This window comes from Vagococcus sp. AM17-17, assembly GCF_003471765.1.
In the GTDB taxonomy this organism is placed as follows: Bacteria; Bacillota; Bacilli; order Lactobacillales; family Vagococcaceae; genus Vagococcus; species Vagococcus teuberi.
The window spans coordinates 73,213-94,159 of sequence record NZ_QRJY01000003.1 but is presented as its reverse complement, the minus strand read 5'-3'; the positions used below and the strand labels follow the sequence as shown (position 1 = coordinate 94,159).

Here is a 20,947-nt window from a genome sequence, read left to right as displayed (position 1 = left end):
TAAAAAAGAAATTATATAAAGGAGTTTTGTAATGACTAAAGTAAAGGTTGAAAATTTGACCAAAATTTTTGGTAAAAAACAACAACAACAGGTTGCTTTACAAATGGTAAAAGAAAAAAAATCCAAAACAGACATTGTCAAAGAAACTGGGGCAACTGTTGGTGTATATGATGTTAATTTCGACGTCAAAGAAGGCGAAATTTTCGTTATCATGGGGCTTTCTGGTAGTGGTAAGTCAACATTAATTCGTCTAATTAATCGAATTATTGAGCCAACTTCTGGTGATATTTATATTGACGGACAAGATATTGCCAAACTTGATAAAGATGAATTAAGAGAAGTAAGACGTCATAAAATGAGTATGGTATTCCAAAATTTCGGCTTATTTCCACATCGTACAATTTTAGAAAATACAGAATATGGTTTAGAAGTTCGTGGTGTTGAAAAAGAAGAACGACAACAACGTGCCGAAAAAGCATTAGAAAATTCTGGTTTACTTACTTTTAAAGATCAATACCCTGATCAATTATCAGGTGGGATGCAACAACGTGTAGGATTAGCACGTGCCTTAGCAAATGATCCAGAAATCTTATTAATGGACGAAGCCTTTTCAGCTCTTGATCCATTAATTCGTCGTGAAATGCAAGATGAGTTAATTGAATTGCAAGATAAAGTGAAAAAAACCATCATCTTTATCACCCATGATTTAAATGAAGCTTTAAGAATTGGTGATAGAATTGCTTTAATGAAAGATGGTCAAATTATGCAAATTGGTACTGGTGAAGAAATCCTAACAAATCCAGCCAATGATTACGTCCGTGAATTCGTTGAAGATGTTGACCGTTCAAAAGTCTTAACGGCGCAAAATATCATGGTGCCCGCAATAACAACTAATCTTGATATTGACGGACCAAACGTTGCCCTACAACGTATGAGAAGTGAAGAAGTCAGTATGTTAGTTGCTGTAAATAAAAAACGTGAATTACTAGGTACTATTACAGCAGATGCTGCGGCACAGGCTAGAAAAAATAAACAAACATTACATGATGTTTTAGATAAAAATATCATTACAGTAGAAAAAGATATGCTAATTAGTGATATTTTCCCTCTCATCTATGATTCTCCAACACCACTAGCTGTTGTTGACAATGAAGATAACGATCGCTTGTTAGGTGTTGTGATTCGAGGAAGCGTGATTGAAGCACTGGCTGAAACAACTGATGAAAATGAGGTGATGGATAATGAATAGTATACTAATGAATGCTTTACCAGTTGCAGACTGGGTAGAAAATATAACTGATTGGTTTACAAATACCTTTTCTGGATTATTCTCTTTAATTGAAACTTTAGGGAAACAAATAATGGGTGGTATGACAAATTTATTAACGGCCATTCCACCACTGATTTTTATTATTTTAATGACTGCTCTAGCTTTCTATATTTCAGATAAGAAAAAAGGGCTAACTGTTTTTACATTCCTTGGTCTATTGTTTATTTTAAACCAAGGTCTCTGGACTGATTTAATGAATACAGTGACACTAGTTTTAATTTCAAGTGTTTTCTCTATTATTATTGGTGTGCCACTTGGAATTTTAATGGCTAAAAGTGATAAAGCTCAAGCTATTTTAACTCCTATCTTAGACTTTATGCAGACAATGCCTGGTTTTGTTTACTTAATTCCAGCTGTTGCGTTCTTTGGTATTGGGATGGTTCCAGGGGTTTTCGCGTCCGTTATTTTCGCATTACCACCTACTGTTCGTTTTACCAATTTAGGAATTCGCCAAGTCCCAGAAGAATTAGTTGAAGCGGCCGATTCATTTGGTAGTACAGGAAAGCAAAAATTATTTAAATTGGAATTACCTTTAGCAAAAAGTACTATCTTGGCTGGTATTAACCAAACAACAATGCTTGCCCTATCAATGGTGGTTATTGCATCAATGATTGGTGCTCCTGGTTTAGGTCGAGGTGTATTATCAGCCCTACAACGTGCACAAGTTGGTAATGGATTCGTTAATGGATTAGCTTTAGTTATTTTAGCGATTATCATCGATCGATTCACACAGTATGTTAATAAACCACGTGCTAAAAAAACAAAAGCCACAAATCCTAAGCAGAAAAAAGTAACAATTATTGCAGCTGTTGCAGTTTTAGTTGCTGCCATTGGGTCATCTATGTTCCTATCTTCAAATAAATCAAGTGATAAAAAAATTAACTTGGCTTATGTTGAATGGGATTCAGAAGTTGCCTCAACACATGTATTAGCAGAAGTATTAAAACGTCAAGGGTTTGACGTTGAAACAACACCACTAGATAATGCTATTATGTGGGAATCTGTTGCAACAGGAAAAGCTGATGCTAGTGTGTCCGCTTGGTTACCAAGTACTCATAAAGCTCAAGCTGATCAATATAAAGATAAAGTTGATATTCTTGGCCCAAACTTAGATGGAGCAAAAGTTGGTTTAGTTGTTCCTAGTTATATGGATGTTTCTTCTATTGAAGATTTATCAAACCAGGCTGATAAAACTATTACGGGTATTGAACCTGGCGCTGGAGTCGTAACAGCTGCTAATAATACAATTAAAGCTTATCCAAACTTAAATGATTGGAAAGTTGAAACATCTTCTTCTGGAGCAATGGTAGTTGCTCTTGATCAAGCGATCAAAAATAAAGAACCAATTATTATTACAGGTTGGACTCCTCATTGGATGTTTAGTAAATATGATTTAAAATATTTAGAAGATCCTAAAGAAGCGATGGGCGCTCCTGAACAAATTAACACATTTACTCGTTTAGGGTTGAAAGATGATTCACCAGAAGCTTATAAAATCTTAAAAAACTTCAACTGGTCAACCGAAGATATGGGAACAGTTATGTTAGCTATTAATGAAGGAGAAAGTCCTGAAGTAGCTGCAAAAGAATGGGTCGACAACAACCAAGATAAAGTTGAAAGTTGGTTAAAATAGAACCAAACAAAGAAACTCGTAAATTTACGAGTTTCTTTGTTATTTGTCTTCTTCTAAAATAGATTTTTGAGAAAATCTTGCAGTTAAAAAACTACCTAATAATATCACTATGATACTTCCTATCATGACAGGCTCTGATTCAAACCATTTTTGTGTCTGTGGCAATCTACTTATTGTAGTAAAAAAAGTAATTCCCCATCCAAATACTAAGTAACTATAATAGGGTTTATTTTTTCTTCTGATAATAACATACGAAACAGCTATCATTGCAATAACTATAACAAAAATTGACAGGTATAAAGGAAGCGGAATAGATAAAAACCTATTTCCTATCATAACTGAACCAACATATCCTACTATTAACAATACACTAATAATAAAAACACCAATATATTCCATCATTTTTGATTGTTTATTTCCTTTAAACGTCATTTTTTCTAAATATTTAAACACGCTAAACACTAACAACATGCTAAGTACTCCATTTAATAAAATAGTCAAAATATTTATTGAGGGATTTCTTTGCGTGAGTGTACTATATAAAGAAAATCCAGAGCTTATTCCAAACACCATATAAAATATGGATAATTTTTTTCTTAAAGGAATTTGTGGCATCTCTTTGAACAACTCATCTAAATAACTTTTTGGTTCTTTACCGAAATAACCTTCAGCTGAAATACCTGATTCTTGTGCATCAAGTAAATCATATAAGATATTTAATAATGCCGTTTCAATCATCTCATCATCGCCAAACAATCCTTTAAATCGTGTATATAGTAATATTTTCTCATAATATTTTTTATTCTCTGGCGTTAATTTATCTCTTAACTCATTATTTTTTTCAATCATTTCCTCTATCATTACCTTATCCCCTTTTTAATATGACATTCACAATGTCACTGAGTTTTTCCCATTGATCATTAAACTCTTCCAAACGGTCTATTCCCTCTTCTGTGAGCGAGTAATACTTACGATTTGGGCCATCTGGCGAGGCTCTTAGTTCACCAGAAATCATATGTTGCTTTTCCAATTTTTGTAATAAAGGATACACTGTCCCCGCACTTAAATCGGCGAACCCAAACTGAATTAATTTTTGAACTAATTCATAACCATATGTTGTCTCATCTTTTAAGATAGATAGTACACACCCTTCGAGAATCCCTTTTAATAATTGAGTTTGTTTCATGTTTTCCTCCACTACTATGTCATACCAACTACTGAATATAATATATCACAATAAAACTACTATGTAAAACATAATAGTGTACAAAAAAACTGATTCCATAATCGGAATCAGTTTTTTTAGTTATTGACGAATTAAATAATCAAACGCTCCTAAAGCAGCTGTTGCGCCACTTCCCATAGAGATAATAATTTGTTTGTACGCACTATTTGTACAATCTCCTGCAGCAAAAACGCCTGGAACATTAGTCATACCATGGCTATCAACTAAGATTTCACCACGATCTGTTGTGTAAATGGTGTCTGGCAACCATTCTGTATTGGGGACTAACCCAATCAAAATGAACACACCACTGACATTTAATTCATGTTGTTCTTTCGTATTAACATCTTCATAAACTAATTTTTCAACACTATCACTACCCTCAATTGATTTAGTGGCTGCATTTGTTATCACAGTAACATTTGGTAGTGAATATAATTTATCTTGCAACACCTTATCGGCTTTTAATTCAGGTAAAAATTCTAGTACATAAACATGTTTTCCCATACCAGCTAAATCAATAGCAGCCTCAATACCAGAATTTCCTCCACCAATAACTGCAATATCTTTGCCTGCAAATAATGGGCCGTCACAGTGAGGACAATAGGCAATCCCTTTATTTTTAAATTCTTTTTCACCAGGTACATTGATGTTTCGCCATCTGGCACCTGTTGAAATAACTAATGATTTCGTTTTTACCACTGCTCCGCTTTCTAGAGACACTTCAACAAAATCATTTTTCTGAATATCTTTTGCTCGTTGATTTTTCATAATATCAACATTGTATTGGTTCACATGCTCTTCGACTTGATTCATCAACTGTGGGCCTTCTATATAAGGTGTGCCAATGACATTTTCAATACCTAATGTATCCATCACTTGGCCACCGAATGTATCAACTACCATTCCAGTACGGATTCCTTTTCTTGCTGCATAAATTGCGGCAGCTCCACCAGCAGGTCCTCCACCAATCACAAGCACATCATATGGATTTTCTTGATCGATATCACTGATATCAACACTACCAAGAATTTTTTCTAAAATAGTACTCAATTCCATACGACCACTTGAAAATTCCTCTCCATTTAGAAAAACGGTAGGCACTGCCATGACTTTTTTCTCATTAACTTCGTCTTGATACATACCACCTTCAATCATCGTGTGAGAAATGTTTGGATTAACAACACTCATGATATTTAGTGCTTGAACCACATCCGGGCAATTATGGCATGTTAAACTAACAAATGTTTCAAAACTCATCGGCTCATCAATTTTTTTAATCACATTAATTACAGAGTCTTCAACTTTAGGTGCACGTCCACTCACTTGTAATAACGCTAAAATAAATGATGAAAATTCATGTCCTAAAGGCAGTCCTGCAAACATCACACCACTTGTTTGACCTGGTTGATTAATCTCAAAACTAGGTGTTCTTTTTAATGTTTCTTCAACCAGTGTTAATCGTGGAGACAACTCACAAACTCCTGTTAGGAATTCTCTTACTTTATTTGAAGAGTCACTCTCATCCAAACTCGCTTTAAACTCTATGTCGGATTCAAGTAATTCTAAATACTGCTTTAATTGAGCTTTTGTTTCATTATCTAACATATTTTTCTCCTTATATTTTTCCGACTAAATCAAAACTTGGTTTTAATGTTTCACCATTTTCTTTCCATTTAGCTGGACAAACTTCACCTGGATTTTCACGTACATATTGTGCTGCACGAATTTTATCAACTAAAACACTTGCTTCACGTCCAATACCATCAGCATTGATTTCAATTGTTTGAACAATACCATCTGGATCAATAATAAATGTTCCACGTTGTGCTGCACCTGCTTCTTCATCTAAAACGTCAAATTGACGTGAAATGGTATGTGATGGGTCTGCTAACATGATGTATTCAATTTTACCAATCGCATCAGATGTATCATGCCACGCTTTGTGTGTAAAGTGTGTATCTGTTGAACAAGAATAAACTTCCACACCTAACTCTTTCAATGTTGCATATTGCTCTTGTAGGTCTTCTAACTCAGTTGGACAAACAAACGTAAAATCAGCAGGATAAAAACAAATAATACTCCATTTACCTTTTAAATCTTCATTAGAAACAGAAATAAATTCTCCTTTGTGGTAAGCTTGTGCGTTAAATTCTTCTACTTCTTTTCCAATTAATGACATAATAATAACCCTCCATATATTTATTCGCTCTAATTTAAATGAGCCTTATTTATAATAATTATAAACAAATAATCTTTTTAAGTCAAACATTAACTTATATAACTGACAACATTCATTAAAATAACACGTATTATCCATTTATATACTTTTAGCCTATTCTTATTATCACCTAATAACCAGTGACAAACGTTTATTATTTCGTTAAAATGAACTTAGTAAACTCTTTCATTACAGATATAGAGAGGTGTCTTGTGTTTTCAACAATTGTACTACCCTTAGATGGTTTAATAACGGATACAACTTATCTCCACTATGAATGTTTCCTAGATGCTTGTCGTTCTTTTAATATAACTATTCCAAACGAGTTGTCTTTTGAGGAACAAAAAGTATTTCGAAGTCATCAATGGTTAGAAGAGATAGATAACTTGTCACATCAACAAAAGGAGGAACTCATTTTAGAAAAAAATAGATTATATGATGACGAATTAGACGATATTGATGACGACGATATTTATCCTGGAATTCTCGCTTTAATAACTGACGCTCATAAACAAAATATATTGATTTATGCGATATCTGACGATGACTTGGCAAATAAATTAATCGAGCAATTAGAACTGCCGTCGTATATTAAGCTAATCACATCAAATGACTTAAAAAAAGTGACATATGATATTCTTGTTATAGATGATTTAGTAACTCTTAATGCTATGGATAATAAACCAATAATATCCATATTGTTATCACAGAATGACCTATCATATTCAACTGATTTCACCATTCAAAATACCGAAGAGTTAACATTATGTTTTTTAAAAAAAATTTGGGAGGAAACCAATGACTTACAATATTATTCACGATAAACAAACAGATATCCATTATATTACCGTTACAAAATCAAATCACAGTGTCACGTTCGTTGATTTTGGGGCTAGAATTCAAGAGTGGATCACCCCAGATAGAGTTGGTAATAAAGATAACATTTTACTTTCACCAGATACTCCGGAAGAAATTATCAATGATAATGCTCAATTTGGTGCACTAGTTGGACCTGTAGCTGGACGTATTAAAAAAGGAAAATGGAATGGGTATCAATTTGAAAAAAATAACGGTAATCATCACTTGCATGGAGGCAGTAATGGCTGGTGGCATCAATTTTGGGCATTTGACATTGAAGAACATGACGAAAATACGATTGTTCATTTTATGTTAAAAGACACATTAACAGATTATCCCGGACCAATTTATGTCAAAAATTCTTATAAAGTAACAGATGACGCAATTGAAATGACAACGAGTTGCCACTCTGACAGTGATACAATTGTCAATCCTACTAACCATATTTACTTTAATCTAAATGGTAAGGATAAAAAAGACATCACCAATCATCTATTAACTATCCACGCAGATAATATTTTAGAAACAGATGACGAAACGATTCCTACTGGAGAATTACTTGACGTAGTAAACACTGGTTATGATTTTAGACAACCTCGCTTACTAAAAGAAGCCCTAAATTCTTTACCTAACGGTATTGATGATGCTTTTTTACTGACATCTGAACAGCCTCAAATTATATTAAGTCAACCAAACAATGGAAGAAATATTCAGCTATTTTCTGATAGACAAGCTGCTGTTGTGTTTTCTACAACAGGTTTTGCTACTGATCAATCAGTATCGGGAGAAAAAATGCATTCTCAATTAGGTATCGCAATTGAGACTCAGGAATTACCTGATGTGGTAAATCATCCTCACTTAGGAAATATCGATCTCAAAGAACAACAAATTAAAACATGGCATACTACCTATCAATTCTTTGTTTCATGATGCTAAAAAGACAGACACCAAGTCATTATTGATGTCTGCTTTTTTATATTGTTTCGATAAAATTAATTGCTGCCCCGATTAAATTGGCATCATTTTTAAATTGGCATGCTGATACAACTGGTGTGATATGTTGTAATCGAACACTTGCTAACTTTTCATATAACCGTTTTTGTAACTCATCAATCACTTCTGGTCTTTCTGAAATAGCTCCACCAACGATAATCATCTCTGGATCCAAAGCCACTTGTAAATCATATAGTATTTGAGAGATGTTTTCATACATCGTATCCAATAATTTATTGGCTAATGGATCTCGTAAACCGGCTAATCTAAACAATTGTTTTCCATCAATTGCTTCGCCAGTAACTTTTTCGTATGCCTTAGTCGCCTTAACAATTGTACCAGTTTCACTCAATATTCTATTTGTATGATTTTTCATCAAACCAAATTCTCCACCAAATAAGTGAGCTCCTTTATAAAGGGAACCATTTATAAATACTGCTCCACCAACACCCGTTCCTAAAACAAGAAATAATGCGTGATTGACATTTGTCCCCACTCCACAATTCATCTCAGCAATCCCTGCACAATTCGCATCATTTTCAATTCGAATGGGCAACTTAAAAGCTTTTTCAAATATATCAAATATAGGGCAATTATGAAGATATGGTACTGCACTAATGCCATCAATTACCCGAGCTTTATCATCAACCACACCTGGAGCACTAATAGCTACTCCTTCTATATCAACTGGATAATGACTTATTACTTTTTTCATTTGTTCAATTATTGAATCTAAATTTTTTGGAGTAAAAAACTGTGTATTAAACGATAACCTGCCATCTTCCCATAAACCGCATTTTACTGCCGTTCCTCCTATATCAAATACAGCAAGATTTGCCATTGTATCACCTCATCAACTTATTTATCGACTGCCTTTATTTAATAATTAGTATATTTAACTCATTATCTAACAATACTACGATTAGTTCAACTAAGTCTTTCACTTAAAACAAAATGTGACACGTATTTTGTTTATAAGGTATTTTTTTTAATAAAATTTCACTTTTATTTTTAGATTGTGAAATTTTTTTATGAAAAATATTACACAATATAAAATAGATTTATCTATTCTTTCTATTTTTGGATGACATAACAAACAAAAAAATTGAAAAATTGGTCACATATTATTTAAAAAACTTACTTTTTATTTCATTAAATTCACAAGCATAAACATATACTAAGGTTTTACTTTCTGTTATATTTTGAACATATCACATATAGATATATTTGTGATAAAAAATACATGTAAGGGTGGATACAATGAAAGTTGTTGTTATAGGATGTACTCATGCAGGGACATCTGCGGTAAAAAGTATTTTAAAAGAATCACCAGAAGCTGAAGTGATTGTCTATGAAAGAAACGATAATGTGTCGTTCCTATCATGTGGAATCGCGCTCTACGTTGGTGGCGTTGTCAAAAACGCGCAAGACTTATTCTACTCAAATCCTGAGGAGCTAGCTTCTCTAGGTGCTACAGTAAACATGGAGCATAATGTGACATCCATCGATACTGAACTTAAACAAGTGACAGCTGTCAACTTGAAAACAAATGAAACAAGCATTACGTCATATGATAAATTAGTGATGACAACAGGATCATGGCCTATTGTTCCTCCTATTCCAGGAATTGAAGCCAATAACATTTTATTATGTAAAAATTATAATCAAGCAAATAAAATTATAGACTCTGCTAAAGATGCCAAAAGAATCGTTGTGGTTGGTGGTGGATATATTGGGATTGAGTTAGTTGAAGCGTTTGTCGAGTCAGGTAAAAACGTAACCTTAATCGATGGTCTTGACCGTATATTAAATAAATATTTAGACAAACCATTTACAGATAAACTAGAACAAGAGTTACTGAACCAAGGAGTCACACTAGCTTTAGGAGAAAATGTGGCACACTTTGAATCCGATGAGCACTCTAATGTGAAAAAAGTACATACGGCTTCTAAATCATTTGAAGCTGACATGGTGATTCTGTGTGTTGGATTTAAACCTTCGACAGAATTATTAGGTGACAAAGTGGATAAATTACCTAATGGTGCGATTAAAGTGAATGAGTATATGCAAACAAGTCAACCTGATATTTTTGCTGCAGGAGATAGTGCAATTGTTCACTATAACCCAACACAATCAGATAACTATATTCCTTTAGCAACAAACGCCGTTAGACAAGGCTTATTAGTTGGAAAAAATATTAAAAAACCAATTCTAGCTTATCGTGGGACTCAAGGAACGTCTGGATTATACTTATTTGGTTGGAAAATAGGATCAACCGGTTTAACCATAGAAAATGCATTAGCTCAAGGAATTAATGCTGATATGGCATATTTAGAAGATAACTACCGTCCAGAATTTATGCCTACAACGGAAAAAGTTATGATGCAATTGGTTTTTGACAAGGATACAAAACGCATATTAGGCGGTCAATTAATGTCGAAATATGATATCACTCAGTCAGCAAATACATTGTCTTTAGCCATTCAAAATAAAATGACTGTTGAAGATTTAGCTCTATCCGACTTCTTCTTCCAACCTCATTTTGATCGTCCATGGAACTATTTAAACTTATTAGCACAAGCAGCTATGAACTAGTTTCTACTATTATATGGGATAAAAAATCCTTAAAGCCGTTTAATCGACTTTAAGGATTTTTTATATTTCATCTGTAAAAGAAATCCGATCATGAACTTTCATGAAATTAGGTCTTGAAAAAAATAAATCATCATATACGGCAACTTTTTCACTTGCTTCTAACATCAAGATAGCAATTTTATTGGTAAATACTTCTATTTCCTTAATATCAAAAGGTGTATAAGATAATATGAATTCTTTTTCTAAATGAGACAATCGAGATTTTTCACCTTCATAGTTTCGCCAATCGTCATCTATATTTGGCTCAGTACCTTTTGATAAGTACCACATTGATACCAGATGTTGTTTAATAGACAAAACAATTGACTCGATATGATTACTTTCATTTCTTCTCCATGCACGATATAAATTAAAATAATCTGCATAGTATTGATTTAATATATGATCAAAGACTTCTTGCGTCACAACATATTGCATATCCTTTGATAGATTATGTAACTCAGTTAAAGTCCCATCATCTTTAATAATCTCAATATGTTTATATAAAATACTAGGCTCTAACATTTCTAATGTATATACCATCAAATCAAGTTTGATAAATGTTGCATAATGAATAATCGAATGATTATAATCAAATAATTCGATAAATAGATAATCGCCAATTGAGCGAATAATCTCACGTTGCTTTTGCTCTATTTGAATACCTGGTTTTAGAATAATACGTGCATTAATATCAGAATAAAAATCTTCCGTTTTATTACCAATTGAGCCACTAAAATAGGCTCCAATGATATCATTGTCTTCCTTTACTAGTCTAGCAAATCTATTTTGTAATTTATCTCTTTCAATGGGTAAATTTGAATCCACTAACATACTAACCAATCCCCCTTCAATATCTACTACATACAGTATATTCAAAAATAACTGGTTTTACAAAAGATTTTATAAATAAATCAACAATTTTATCATTTTTTTCACTTATTCGATGGTTTTATAAAAAGACAACAATGTAACAAAACAAATTAACTTAGTAACATCTGTAATAATTATCAGTTTATTATAATAACTTATAATGAAAAACAATTAACAATTTCACTCAAAAATTATCATATTAGATTGTTTTTATTACATAAAAAAAAATATTTTAGTCATTTTATGTTAAATAAGTAGCAAAAAAACATTTTCTAGTTCATTACATATTATGAACAAACAAATATTTCTATATGTCAAAAATTGTAATATTAAACTATATCTTGTTACCAAATTTCACTCATTCTTTCACCTAAGAAATATGATTCGATGGTAAAGTATATCTTGTCGTTGGATATCAACGAAATAAATTAAAACAATTTTAAAAGGAGATTTTTAAATTTATGAAATCACTAAAAACATTAATATTTGGTAGCACATTTGCATTAGGACTATTATTCAGTACAACTGTACTTGCTGACTCTGTATACACTGTAAAAAATGGAGATACTCTTTCTTCTATCTCATTAGAATTTTTTGGCTCAAACAACAACATCGAACAAATTGCTAAAGACAATAACATTAAAAATGTGAATATGATCTTCCCTGGTCAAGAACTAACCATTAAAACAGATGTAAAAACAGAAACACCTGTTGAAGCATCAGCTGTTTCTTCTGAACCTGTACAAGAAGAAAACACTTATGTTGCACCACAACAAGAAACTCAAGCGGCTGTATCTTCAGCTCCTGCTACGACTTCTAATGCAAAAGAATGGATTGCTCAAAAAGAATCAGGTGGTGACTATAACGCAACTAATGGATACCATATCGGACGTTACCAATTAGACCCAAGTTATTTAAATGGTGACTACTCTCCAGCAAACCAAGAACGTGTTGCAGATCAATATGTTGCTGGTCGTTATGGTTCATGGGAAAACGCTCAAGCATTTTGGATGAATAACGGTTGGTACTAAAAAAAACCTCATTTGAGGTTTTTTTTATTGTTTTGGTTTAAATCTTTTTAAACGAAGTGCATTCAATAAAACAGAAACGGAACTAAAACTCATCGCAGCTCCTGCAATCATAGGGTTAAGTAGTGGGCCGCCAAATAAATGTAACACACCCATTGCTACAGGAATACCTAATATATTGTATCCAAATGCCCAGAAAAGATTTTCTTTAATATTTCTCATTGTCGCATCAGATAGCTCTATTGCTGTTGCGACACTTTTTAAATCATCATTCATTAGCACAACATCGGCAGATTCAATCGCCACATCTGTTCCATTACCAATTGCTAACCCGATGTCTGCTTGAGCCAATGCTGGTGCATCATTAATCCCATCACCAACCATACCAACTTTCTTACCTTGTTTTTGCAATCGTGCCACTTGATTTGCTTTATCTTCTGGCAATACCTCACTGACAACTGTATCAATACCTACTTGACTAGCGATTGCTTCGGCTGTCAACTCATTATCTCCCGTTAACATCACCACTTGTTTTCCTAATTTTTTTAATGTTGTAATAGCTTTAATGCTACTTGGTTTAATCGGATCAGCTACTGCAACAATCCCAATTACTTTTTGTTTAGTTGCCACATACATCGGTGTTTTACCCTCTTGTGCTAATCTATTAACTGTTTCTTTTTTGTCATCTAAATTGATTTTTTGCTCAGTCATTAAACGTTTATTTCCAATAAAATACGAAATGCCCTCAACTGAAACAGTAAGTCCTTGACCTGGTATCGCTAAGAAATCAGAAATTGATAATAAATCAATTGCCATCTCTTTTGCTTTTTCAACAATCGCTTGTCCTAATGGGTGTTCAGAATGAACTTCTGCTGAAGCAGTTAACTGAAGAATATCATGTTCACTTAACTCATCAAATACTAAAACGTCTGTTACAACAGGCTTGCCTTCTGTGATTGTTCCAGTTTTATCAAATACTATAGTATCGAGTTGGTGAGCTATTTCTAGTGCTTCACCACTTTTTATCAAAATACCATTTTCAGCACCCTTACCTGTTCCAACCATAATAGCTGTTGGTGTTGCGAGACCTAACGCACATGGACAAGCGATAACTAAAACAGAAATGGTTATAGTTAGAGCAAAAATCCATGATTCTTGTCCTAAAAAATACCATAACAAGCCTGATACAATCGCTAAGACAATAACAATCGGAACAAATACTCCAGATACTTTATCAGCTAATTGCGCAATCGGTGCTTTAGATCCTTGTGCTTCTTCAACTAATTTGATAATTTGTGATAATGTTGTATCTTGTCCAACTCTAGTCGCTCTAAATTTAAAACTTCCTGTTTTATTCAAACTAGCACTAACCACATTATCTCCGACTTTTTTCTCAACTGGAATACTCTCACCAGTAATCATTGATTCATCTACTGCACTATTTCCTGAAATAATCTCGCCATCCACAGGGATTTTTTCACCCGGACGCACGATTAATACATCCCCTAAGACCACTTCTTCAACTGGAATACTAACTTCTACATCATCACGAATTACGGATGCTGTTTTTGGTGCGAGATTTATTAGAGTTTTAATCGCCTCAGATGTTTTCCCTTTTGACACAGCTTCAAAATATTTTCCAAGTGTAATTAAAGTCAGAATAGTTGCGGCCGATTCATAATACAGATTCATTGCAAAGCTACTATCTCCTAAAATCACTTGAATTGTCCCATAGATACTATAAAGTGTGGCAGCACTTGTTCCTAATGCTACAAGGGAATCCATATTAGGATGTCTTTTGACTAATGCTTTAAAACCTACCGTAAAAAATGACCATCCTATTGCGATAACGGGAATTGTTAAAACCAATTGGATTAACGCAAATGCTACTGGTGAATGAATCGGATCAATAACTGTTAGTAAAGGTAGACCAACCATATGCCCCATTGAGATATAAAGTAGTGGCACAGTGAAAAGTGCTGAAGAAATAAATCTCTTCCACATAACTTTTATGTGTTTTTCTTTATTATCTTCTTTTGTCTCTGTACTGCCTTTCTCTACTTCTCTATCAGTTGCTGAGTATCCAGCATCAGATACAACGTTAATAATATCTTCTTTTGATGTGACGGCTGAATTAAATAAAAGTGTCATACTTTCTGTTGCTAAATTAACAGATACTTCTTTTACTCCATCCATCTTACTGACAGCTTTTTCAACTGTACTTGAACAGGATGCACAACTCATTCCTTCAATATCAAATGTCGCCGACACGTATTGTTCAACAATATCATACCCTGCATCTTTCACCGCTTTAGCGATATCTTCTTCTTTTAAAAAATCTGTATCATAGGTTACATCTAATTTTTCAGTAGCCAAATTAACACTGGCTTTTTTTACACCTGAGAGTTTTGATACAACTTTTTCTACTGTACTCGAACAAGATGCACAGCTCATTCCTTCTACTGGCAAAATAATTCTTTTTTCCATTTGTATACACCTCACTTATGACAATTACACTGACCAACGACACAATTACACGCTAATTTTTTTGGTGCATTTCTTTTTTTTACCGTTAACAAATCAACTAAATTATCAATATCTTGTTCTGATAACTCTTGTTCTTCTATTAATTGACAAATCATTCGGCCTTTTTTCTTTTGACAAATTTTGTCTAAATCTTGCTCTAATAAAGTATTGACTGCAACTTCTTCATTCACTAATGCTTCATAAATAAATTGCTTACCATTTTTTTGAGTAGTTAAATATTCTTTATCTACAAGTCTTGCCAATAATGTTTTGACTGTCGACATACTCCATTCCATCTTATCTCCTAATATATCTAAAACAAATCGACTAGTGACTGAATCATTTGCCCAAACAACTTTCATTATTTCCCACTCTGCTTGAGTAATGGAAACATGTTTCTCTTTGGTTACCATGAATTCACTCCCTTAATTATTTTATAAGTACACTATAAACCTATCGTCTACATTTGTCAACGATAAGGAAATAAAAAAAGAAATAGCTACTAACTATTTCTTAATTGCTTTTCTTCGTATTTAGATTTTAACACGTCTAAATTCATTTTCACAATCACCGTTGTTCCTTCACCCAACTCACTAACAAGTTTCACACGACCACCTAAAATAGTAGCATAGTGTTGCACTAGAGATAGCCCTAAACCAGAGCCACCGCTATTACGTTGTCTTGAGTGACTAACACGATAAAATCTTTCAAAAATACGTTTTTGATCTTTTTCAGAAATACCTATTCCTGTGTCTTCAACTTTTAAAATTAATTCATTATTCGTTTGTGTTAAATAAACAAATATTTTACTATTATCCTCAGAATACTCAATCGCATTTTCTAATAAATTCTTGACAATAATTTGAAATGAATCATTTGGTATAACTAAATCATCTGAAACATGACAATCAAAAATCACTGTGATATTTTTATCATAGGCTTTGAATCGGTAACGATCAATTTCATCTTCTACAACAAGTTTAGGATGAACGACAAATGAGTCCATTATATAAATATCTTTTTCTGTTTTCAACAACATCATAATGGTTTGAATTAAATTCATTAATCGCTGTGCTTCACGTTCAATGATTGTTAAAAACTCTTTGCTTGCTTCAGGATCATCTTTAGCACCAGCTAACAGTGTTTCAGAAAAACCAATGATAGATGTCGTTGGTGTTTTTAATTCATGAGAAATATTGCTAATAAAATCTTCATGAAACCGCTCAACTTGTCTTACTTCCGTGACATCATAAATAATCCCAACATACTCATTATTTTCAATCGATAATTGTCGAATAACTATCTTTAAGTCTTGTGTCAGTGGTTTTTCAATACGAATCTCGCCTTGAATGGGCTCTCCAGTTTCATATGCTTGTAGAATCAATTCATTCAAAGTCGGTTCATTAAACCATTTATCATATGGAGAAACGGTCCATTTTTTATGAAACATCTCTTCAATCACTCGATTAGCAAGAGTCAATTCTAAACTGTCATTTAAAATAAAAATACCGATATCTAAGTTTTCAAATAAAAAATGCAGTGTCTCTTCATTTTTTAACTGCTTATAATACAGTAAATTCGTTTCTTCCATTAATTCATACACCGTTTGATAGAGTTCACGCCATTCTCCTGGTGCGTCTAGAACCTTTTGTTTTTTCTCTGGATTCTGAATTGCTTGTCTTAAAATGGGCAGCATAAATTGAATTGGTTTGTTCGTTTGACGACGAATGTAATATCCCATAACAAGGATGGCAACAAACAACAGAATCATAATAGAAATAACAATTCGTTGGAAATTTTCGACATATTGAGAAATTCCCTGATATGTTTCAGATAATCTTACAATTCCGATTAATTTATTATCCTTCTCAATTCGTCTAGATACATAAATTAATTTTTCATTAACTGTATCACTATTTCGAATAGCAACAGCTTCCGATTTCCCTTCTTCGAGTATTTCTTTTATTTCTGGACGATTCTTTCTTGTTGTTTTTACCAAATTATTTTTTGAAGAATCATACAAAATATCGCCATGCTCATCCATAATCGTTAATCGTTCATGATTTCCAATACTTTTTTCTAACCTCACTTCATCGATAATTATCCTTGTACCATCTGATATGAATGGTTCTAGCATTTGTATTTCTCTAGATAATTGCTTAGTTTGTTGCTCAATTACGTCTTTCTTAAAAAAGTAGGTGGTATAATAACCACCTACTAAAACGAGTATAATTGTTACAACGATAATCCAAACTGGCTTAATGACTTTTTGTAATTGTTTCATTATTCTGGCTCCTGGAATTTATACCCAAATCCTCTCACTGTCTTAATATATTTAGGACTTTTCGCATCATCCTCTATTTTTTCTCGTAAGTGACTAACATGAATATCAACTGTTCGTGATAGATGATACATATCGTCTTTCCAAACGGATAACATCAACTCATCTCTGCCGATAATTCGATTTTGACGTTCCATAAAATAGATCAACAATTCAAACTCTTTTTTAGTCAGATTAACTTCAATATTTCGTTTTAAGACTTTGTAATCTCTCGGATAAGCGATTAATTCTCCTATAATTAGTTGATTATTATCAAGACTAGATGTTTCTAGATCATCAGATTTATTTTCTAAACGCCTTTCTACAGCACGGAGTCTGGCAATCAACTCTCTTGGACTAAACGGCTTTGTTATATAGTCATCTGCACCTATTTCAAGTCCAATAATCTTATCGATTGTTTCATCTTTTGCCGTTAACATAATAATCGGTGTACTTACTTTTTCTTTTCGTAATTTTTTTGTCACATCAAATCCATTAATTTTAGGTAACATCAGATCTAATATAATAAAACTATACTTATTTGACATGGCATAATCTATTGCTGCTTCACCATCGTGAACAACATCAACTTCAAAGTTTTCTTTTTCTAAATTATACTTTAATAGTGTTGTAATTGATTGTTCATCATCAACTACTAAAATTCGTTTCATTCCTTGTATACGTCCCTTCCTTATCCTATTTAATTTGTTCCATTATATCATAAGTTAATATAAATAGAGGGAATTAGGAGTATACGGAAGGAAGATGACTCATGATTCACTTATTTAATATTTCCATCCAAATCACGTTCTACCTTCATATCTGATATAGCAATATAACCTAATTCATTAACCACATTTTTTTGTACATCATCTGATTTCATGTAATCAAGGAAAGCTAGTACATCTTTACTTGCATCTTTTTGTGTATACATATGCTCATAAGCCCAAATTTTCCATGAATTGTCTACAACTTTTTCATCTTTAGGTTCAACGTCATCAATTGAAAGTCCTAAAATACTGTCATCAATATAAGAAAATGCTAAATAGCTAATTGCTCCTGGTGTTTCAGAAACGATTTTTCTAACTGTACCTGAAGAGTCTTGTTCTTGTCCCTTAGCTGCTTTAGCTCCACCAATCCCCCACTTTTCAAAAGTTGCACGAGTACCACTTCCAGCTGCACGATTGATTAATTCAATCTTTTGATCTTTTCCACCAACTTCTTTCCAATTAGTCACTTTACCAGTAAAGATATCTTTTAATTGTTCTGATGTAATATTTTTAACACCGACGTCTTTGTTAACCACTGGTGCAACACCAACTACTGCAATTTTGTGATCTTCAATTTTAGACGCATCGATTCCATCTTTTTCTTCTGCATAGACATCTGAGTTACCAATGTCTACCGCACCTGTTGATACTTGAGTTAAGCCAGTACCACTGCCCCCACCTTGAACAGTGATTGTATAATTTGGATTATCAGTCATATAGATTTCAGCTACTTTTTCTACTAATGGTTGTAAAGCTGTTGATCCAACTGATGTAATGTCAACTTTTTTTGATGAGGATGATTTATCAGAACTATTTCCAGATAAACTGCTATCAGCGTTATCTCCACTGCCACATCCCACCAATGTAAATAAAGCTCCTACTGTAATGACTGATAATAATTTTTTCTTCATTTTTTCAAAACTCCTTAAAAGTTATTTGTTTGTATTATTTGTACAAACAGAGTGTAACAATCTTTTGTAAAGTTTATAGTCTTGAAATTGTAAAATAAAGGTAAACTAATTGAAAATGGCTAAAATTTTCAATTTTCTTCAAAAGAACGTAAATTTTATAACAATATTTACGTCAATCTAAACAATTATGACAAAAAAAAGAAAGCAATTTTACTTGCTTTCTTTTTTTGAAGCTTTTAATTTCAATTCAGGTTCTAAATCACTTTCAACAGCTTCTTTAGTGATAATGACTTTCTCAACATCTTCACGAGTTGGAATTTCATACATAATTCCCATCATCACATGCTCAATGATTGAACGAAGCCCACGAGCTCCAGTATCACGTTCAATTGCCTGATTTGCAATTGCTTCTAACGCACCTGGTGTAAATTCCAATTCAACATCATCTAATGATAATAATTTTTTATATTGTTTCACTAATGCGTTTTTAGGTTCAGTTAAAATTCTAACCAAATCTTCACGTGTTAATTTTTCAAGAGATGCTGTGACAGGTAATCGACCAATAAATTCAGGAATCAAACCAAATTTTAGTAAATCTTCTGGAATGATTTGTGACATAATACTTTTTTCTTCATCTCGTTTGTTTTTATTAGTTGAGCCAAATCCAATCACTTTCTCACCTAAGCGTTCTTTTACGATCGTTTCGATACCATCAAATGCTCCACCAACAATGAATAAAATTTCAGATGTATCAATCTGAATTAATTCTTGTTGAGGATGTTTGCGTCCTCCTTGAGGCGGCACACTAGCAACGGTTCCTTCTAATATTTTAAGTAAGGCTTGTTGTACACCTTCACCAGAAACATCACGTGTAATGGATACATTTTCACTTTTTCTAGCAATTTTATCAATTTCATCAATGTAGATAATTCCGCGTTGTGCTTTTTCAACATTAAAGTCAGCTGCTTGCAATAACTTTAAAAGAATGTTTTCAACATCTTCCCCAACATATCCAGCTTCAGTTAAACTAGTTGCGTCTGCAATAGCAAAGGGGACATTTAATGTTTTAGCAAGCGTTTGTGCTAAAAATGTTTTCCCAGATCCAGTTGGTCCAATCAAACAAATATTACTTTTTTGAAGTTCTACTTCATCAACTTCTTCATTATCTTCATCGATTGCCATTTGTTGCACTCGCTTGTAGTGGTTGTATACAGCAACTGATAGTACAATTTTTGCTCTTTCTTGACCCACAACATATTCATTTAACACATCTAATATTTCTTTTGGTTTTAAAACATTGATTAAATCAGATACTATCTCATCTTGCATCTCTTCATCAATAATTTCTTTGCATAAGTCAATACACTCGTTACATATATATACTCCAGGTCCTGCGACTAATTTCTTCACTTCATCTTGAGATTTTCCGCAAAACGAACAGCGTACTTCGTTATTTTCACCTGTATTGTCGTACATGTTTTCCCTCCTAATTGAAAAAAGACCTCATTTAAGGTCTATTTAACCAAAAGTCTCATCATCTTGTTTATAATAACATACTCTACTAGACAATGCATTAAAAAAGAAAAAACAAAGACAAGGCACATACACCTTGTCTTTTGGGTCTT

Annotated in this window: 18 protein-coding genes; 6 read left to right on the top strand and 12 right to left on the bottom strand. The window is 32.9% G+C overall.

The genetic code is table 11. From position 1 onward, the window contains the following. The first annotated feature begins 31 nt into the window (after positions 1–31). Positions 32–1,249: a glycine betaine/L-proline ABC transporter ATP-binding protein gene (locus tag DW196_RS06135; RefSeq protein WP_071456500.1), complete on the top strand. Its 1,218-nt coding sequence runs from the start codon at positions 32–34 to the stop codon at positions 1,247–1,249. Continuing rightward, a complete protein-coding gene (locus DW196_RS06130) occupies positions 1,242–2,963 on the top strand; it encodes an ABC transporter permease/substrate binding protein (protein ID WP_118250633.1) in 1,722 nt (573 codons plus the stop codon). The genes DW196_RS06135 and DW196_RS06130 overlap by 8 nt, the downstream gene beginning before the upstream one ends. 39 nt (positions 2,964–3,002) lie before the next feature. Here the strand turns inward: DW196_RS06130 and DW196_RS06125 are convergent, their stop codons facing one another. The 4 genes from DW196_RS06125 to ahpC all read right to left on the bottom strand — a co-directional run bounded on the left by DW196_RS06125 (position 3,003) and on the right by ahpC (position 6,370). Next, positions 3,003–3,824 carry a hypothetical protein gene (locus DW196_RS06125; protein ID WP_118250632.1) on the bottom strand — a complete coding sequence of 274 codons (822 nt, stop codon included), beginning with the start codon at positions 3,822–3,824 and terminating at the stop codon, positions 3,003–3,005. Positions 3,825–3,828: 4 nt separating this feature from the next. After that, positions 3,829–4,149, bottom strand: coding sequence for a PadR family transcriptional regulator (locus DW196_RS06120; RefSeq protein WP_071456497.1), 321 nt, complete (start codon positions 4,147–4,149; stop codon positions 3,829–3,831). 120 nt (positions 4,150–4,269) lie between these two features. Next, positions 4,270–5,796 (bottom strand): alkyl hydroperoxide reductase subunit F, encoded by a 1,527-nt coding sequence (ahpF, locus tag DW196_RS06115; protein ID WP_118250631.1) that lies wholly within the window; start codon positions 5,794–5,796, stop codon positions 4,270–4,272. A 10-nt stretch (positions 5,797–5,806) separates the two neighbouring features. Beyond that, positions 5,807–6,370, bottom strand: a complete 564-nt coding sequence (gene ahpC, locus DW196_RS06110; RefSeq protein ID WP_118250630.1) for an alkyl hydroperoxide reductase subunit C — start codon at positions 6,368–6,370, stop codon at positions 5,807–5,809. Positions 6,371–6,621: 251 nt separating this feature from the next. Between ahpC and DW196_RS06105 the strand changes: the two genes are divergently transcribed. Next, entirely contained in the window at positions 6,622–7,233 is a 612-nt protein-coding gene (locus DW196_RS06105; RefSeq protein WP_118250629.1) for an HAD hydrolase-like protein, read from the top strand. After that, positions 7,208–8,197 (top strand): aldose epimerase family protein, encoded by a 990-nt coding sequence (locus DW196_RS06100; RefSeq protein ID WP_118250628.1) that lies wholly within the window; start codon positions 7,208–7,210, stop codon positions 8,195–8,197. The genes DW196_RS06105 and DW196_RS06100 overlap by 26 nt, the downstream gene beginning before the upstream one ends. A gap of 43 nt (positions 8,198–8,240) precedes the next feature. On the opposite strand, the gene DW196_RS06095 is transcribed toward DW196_RS06100, so the two are convergent. Then, entirely contained in the window at positions 8,241–9,101 is an 861-nt protein-coding gene (locus DW196_RS06095; protein WP_118250627.1) for an ROK family protein, read from the bottom strand. Between the two features lie 419 nt (positions 9,102–9,520). Between DW196_RS06095 and DW196_RS06090 the strand changes: the two genes are divergently transcribed. After that, entirely contained in the window at positions 9,521–10,855 is a 1,335-nt protein-coding gene (locus DW196_RS06090) for an FAD-dependent oxidoreductase (protein WP_118250626.1), read from the top strand. Positions 10,856–10,915: 60 nt separating this feature from the next. On the opposite strand, the gene DW196_RS06085 is transcribed toward DW196_RS06090, so the two are convergent. Next, complete coding sequence (locus DW196_RS06085; protein WP_071456490.1) at positions 10,916–11,728, bottom strand: hypothetical protein; 813 nt, start codon at positions 11,726–11,728, stop codon at positions 10,916–10,918. Positions 11,729–12,228: 500 nt separating this feature from the next. On the opposite strand from DW196_RS06085, the gene DW196_RS06080 reads away from it, so the two are divergent. Continuing rightward, positions 12,229–12,798 carry a LysM peptidoglycan-binding domain-containing protein gene (locus DW196_RS06080; RefSeq protein WP_118250625.1) on the top strand — a complete coding sequence of 190 codons (570 nt, stop codon included), beginning with the start codon at positions 12,229–12,231 and terminating at the stop codon, positions 12,796–12,798. A gap of 24 nt (positions 12,799–12,822) precedes the next feature. Here the strand turns inward: DW196_RS06080 and DW196_RS06075 are convergent, their stop codons facing one another. From DW196_RS06075 to clpX, 6 genes are all read right to left on the bottom strand, one after another. Beyond that, a complete protein-coding gene (locus DW196_RS06075) occupies positions 12,823–15,282 on the bottom strand; it encodes a heavy metal translocating P-type ATPase (protein WP_118250624.1) in 2,460 nt (819 codons plus the stop codon). 11 nt (positions 15,283–15,293) lie between these two features. Next, positions 15,294–15,734, bottom strand: a complete 441-nt coding sequence (locus DW196_RS06070; protein WP_118250623.1) for a CopY/TcrY family copper transport repressor — start codon at positions 15,732–15,734, stop codon at positions 15,294–15,296. Positions 15,735–15,823: 89 nt separating this feature from the next. Next, positions 15,824–17,605, bottom strand: coding sequence for an ATP-binding protein (locus tag DW196_RS06065; RefSeq protein WP_118250622.1), 1,782 nt, complete (start codon positions 17,603–17,605; stop codon positions 15,824–15,826). Then, positions 17,605–18,312 (bottom strand): response regulator transcription factor, encoded by a 708-nt coding sequence (locus tag DW196_RS06060; RefSeq protein WP_071456485.1) that lies wholly within the window; start codon positions 18,310–18,312, stop codon positions 17,605–17,607. The genes DW196_RS06065 and DW196_RS06060 overlap by 1 nt, the downstream gene beginning before the upstream one ends. Before the next feature lie 110 nt (positions 18,313–18,422). Further along, positions 18,423–19,322, bottom strand: a complete 900-nt coding sequence (locus tag DW196_RS06055; protein ID WP_118250621.1) for a phosphate ABC transporter substrate-binding protein PstS family protein — start codon at positions 19,320–19,322, stop codon at positions 18,423–18,425. 210 nt (positions 19,323–19,532) lie between these two features. Next, entirely contained in the window at positions 19,533–20,798 is a 1,266-nt protein-coding gene (clpX, locus tag DW196_RS06050) for an ATP-dependent Clp protease ATP-binding subunit ClpX (RefSeq protein ID WP_071456483.1), read from the bottom strand. Between the last annotated feature and the right edge of the window lie 149 nt (positions 20,799–20,947).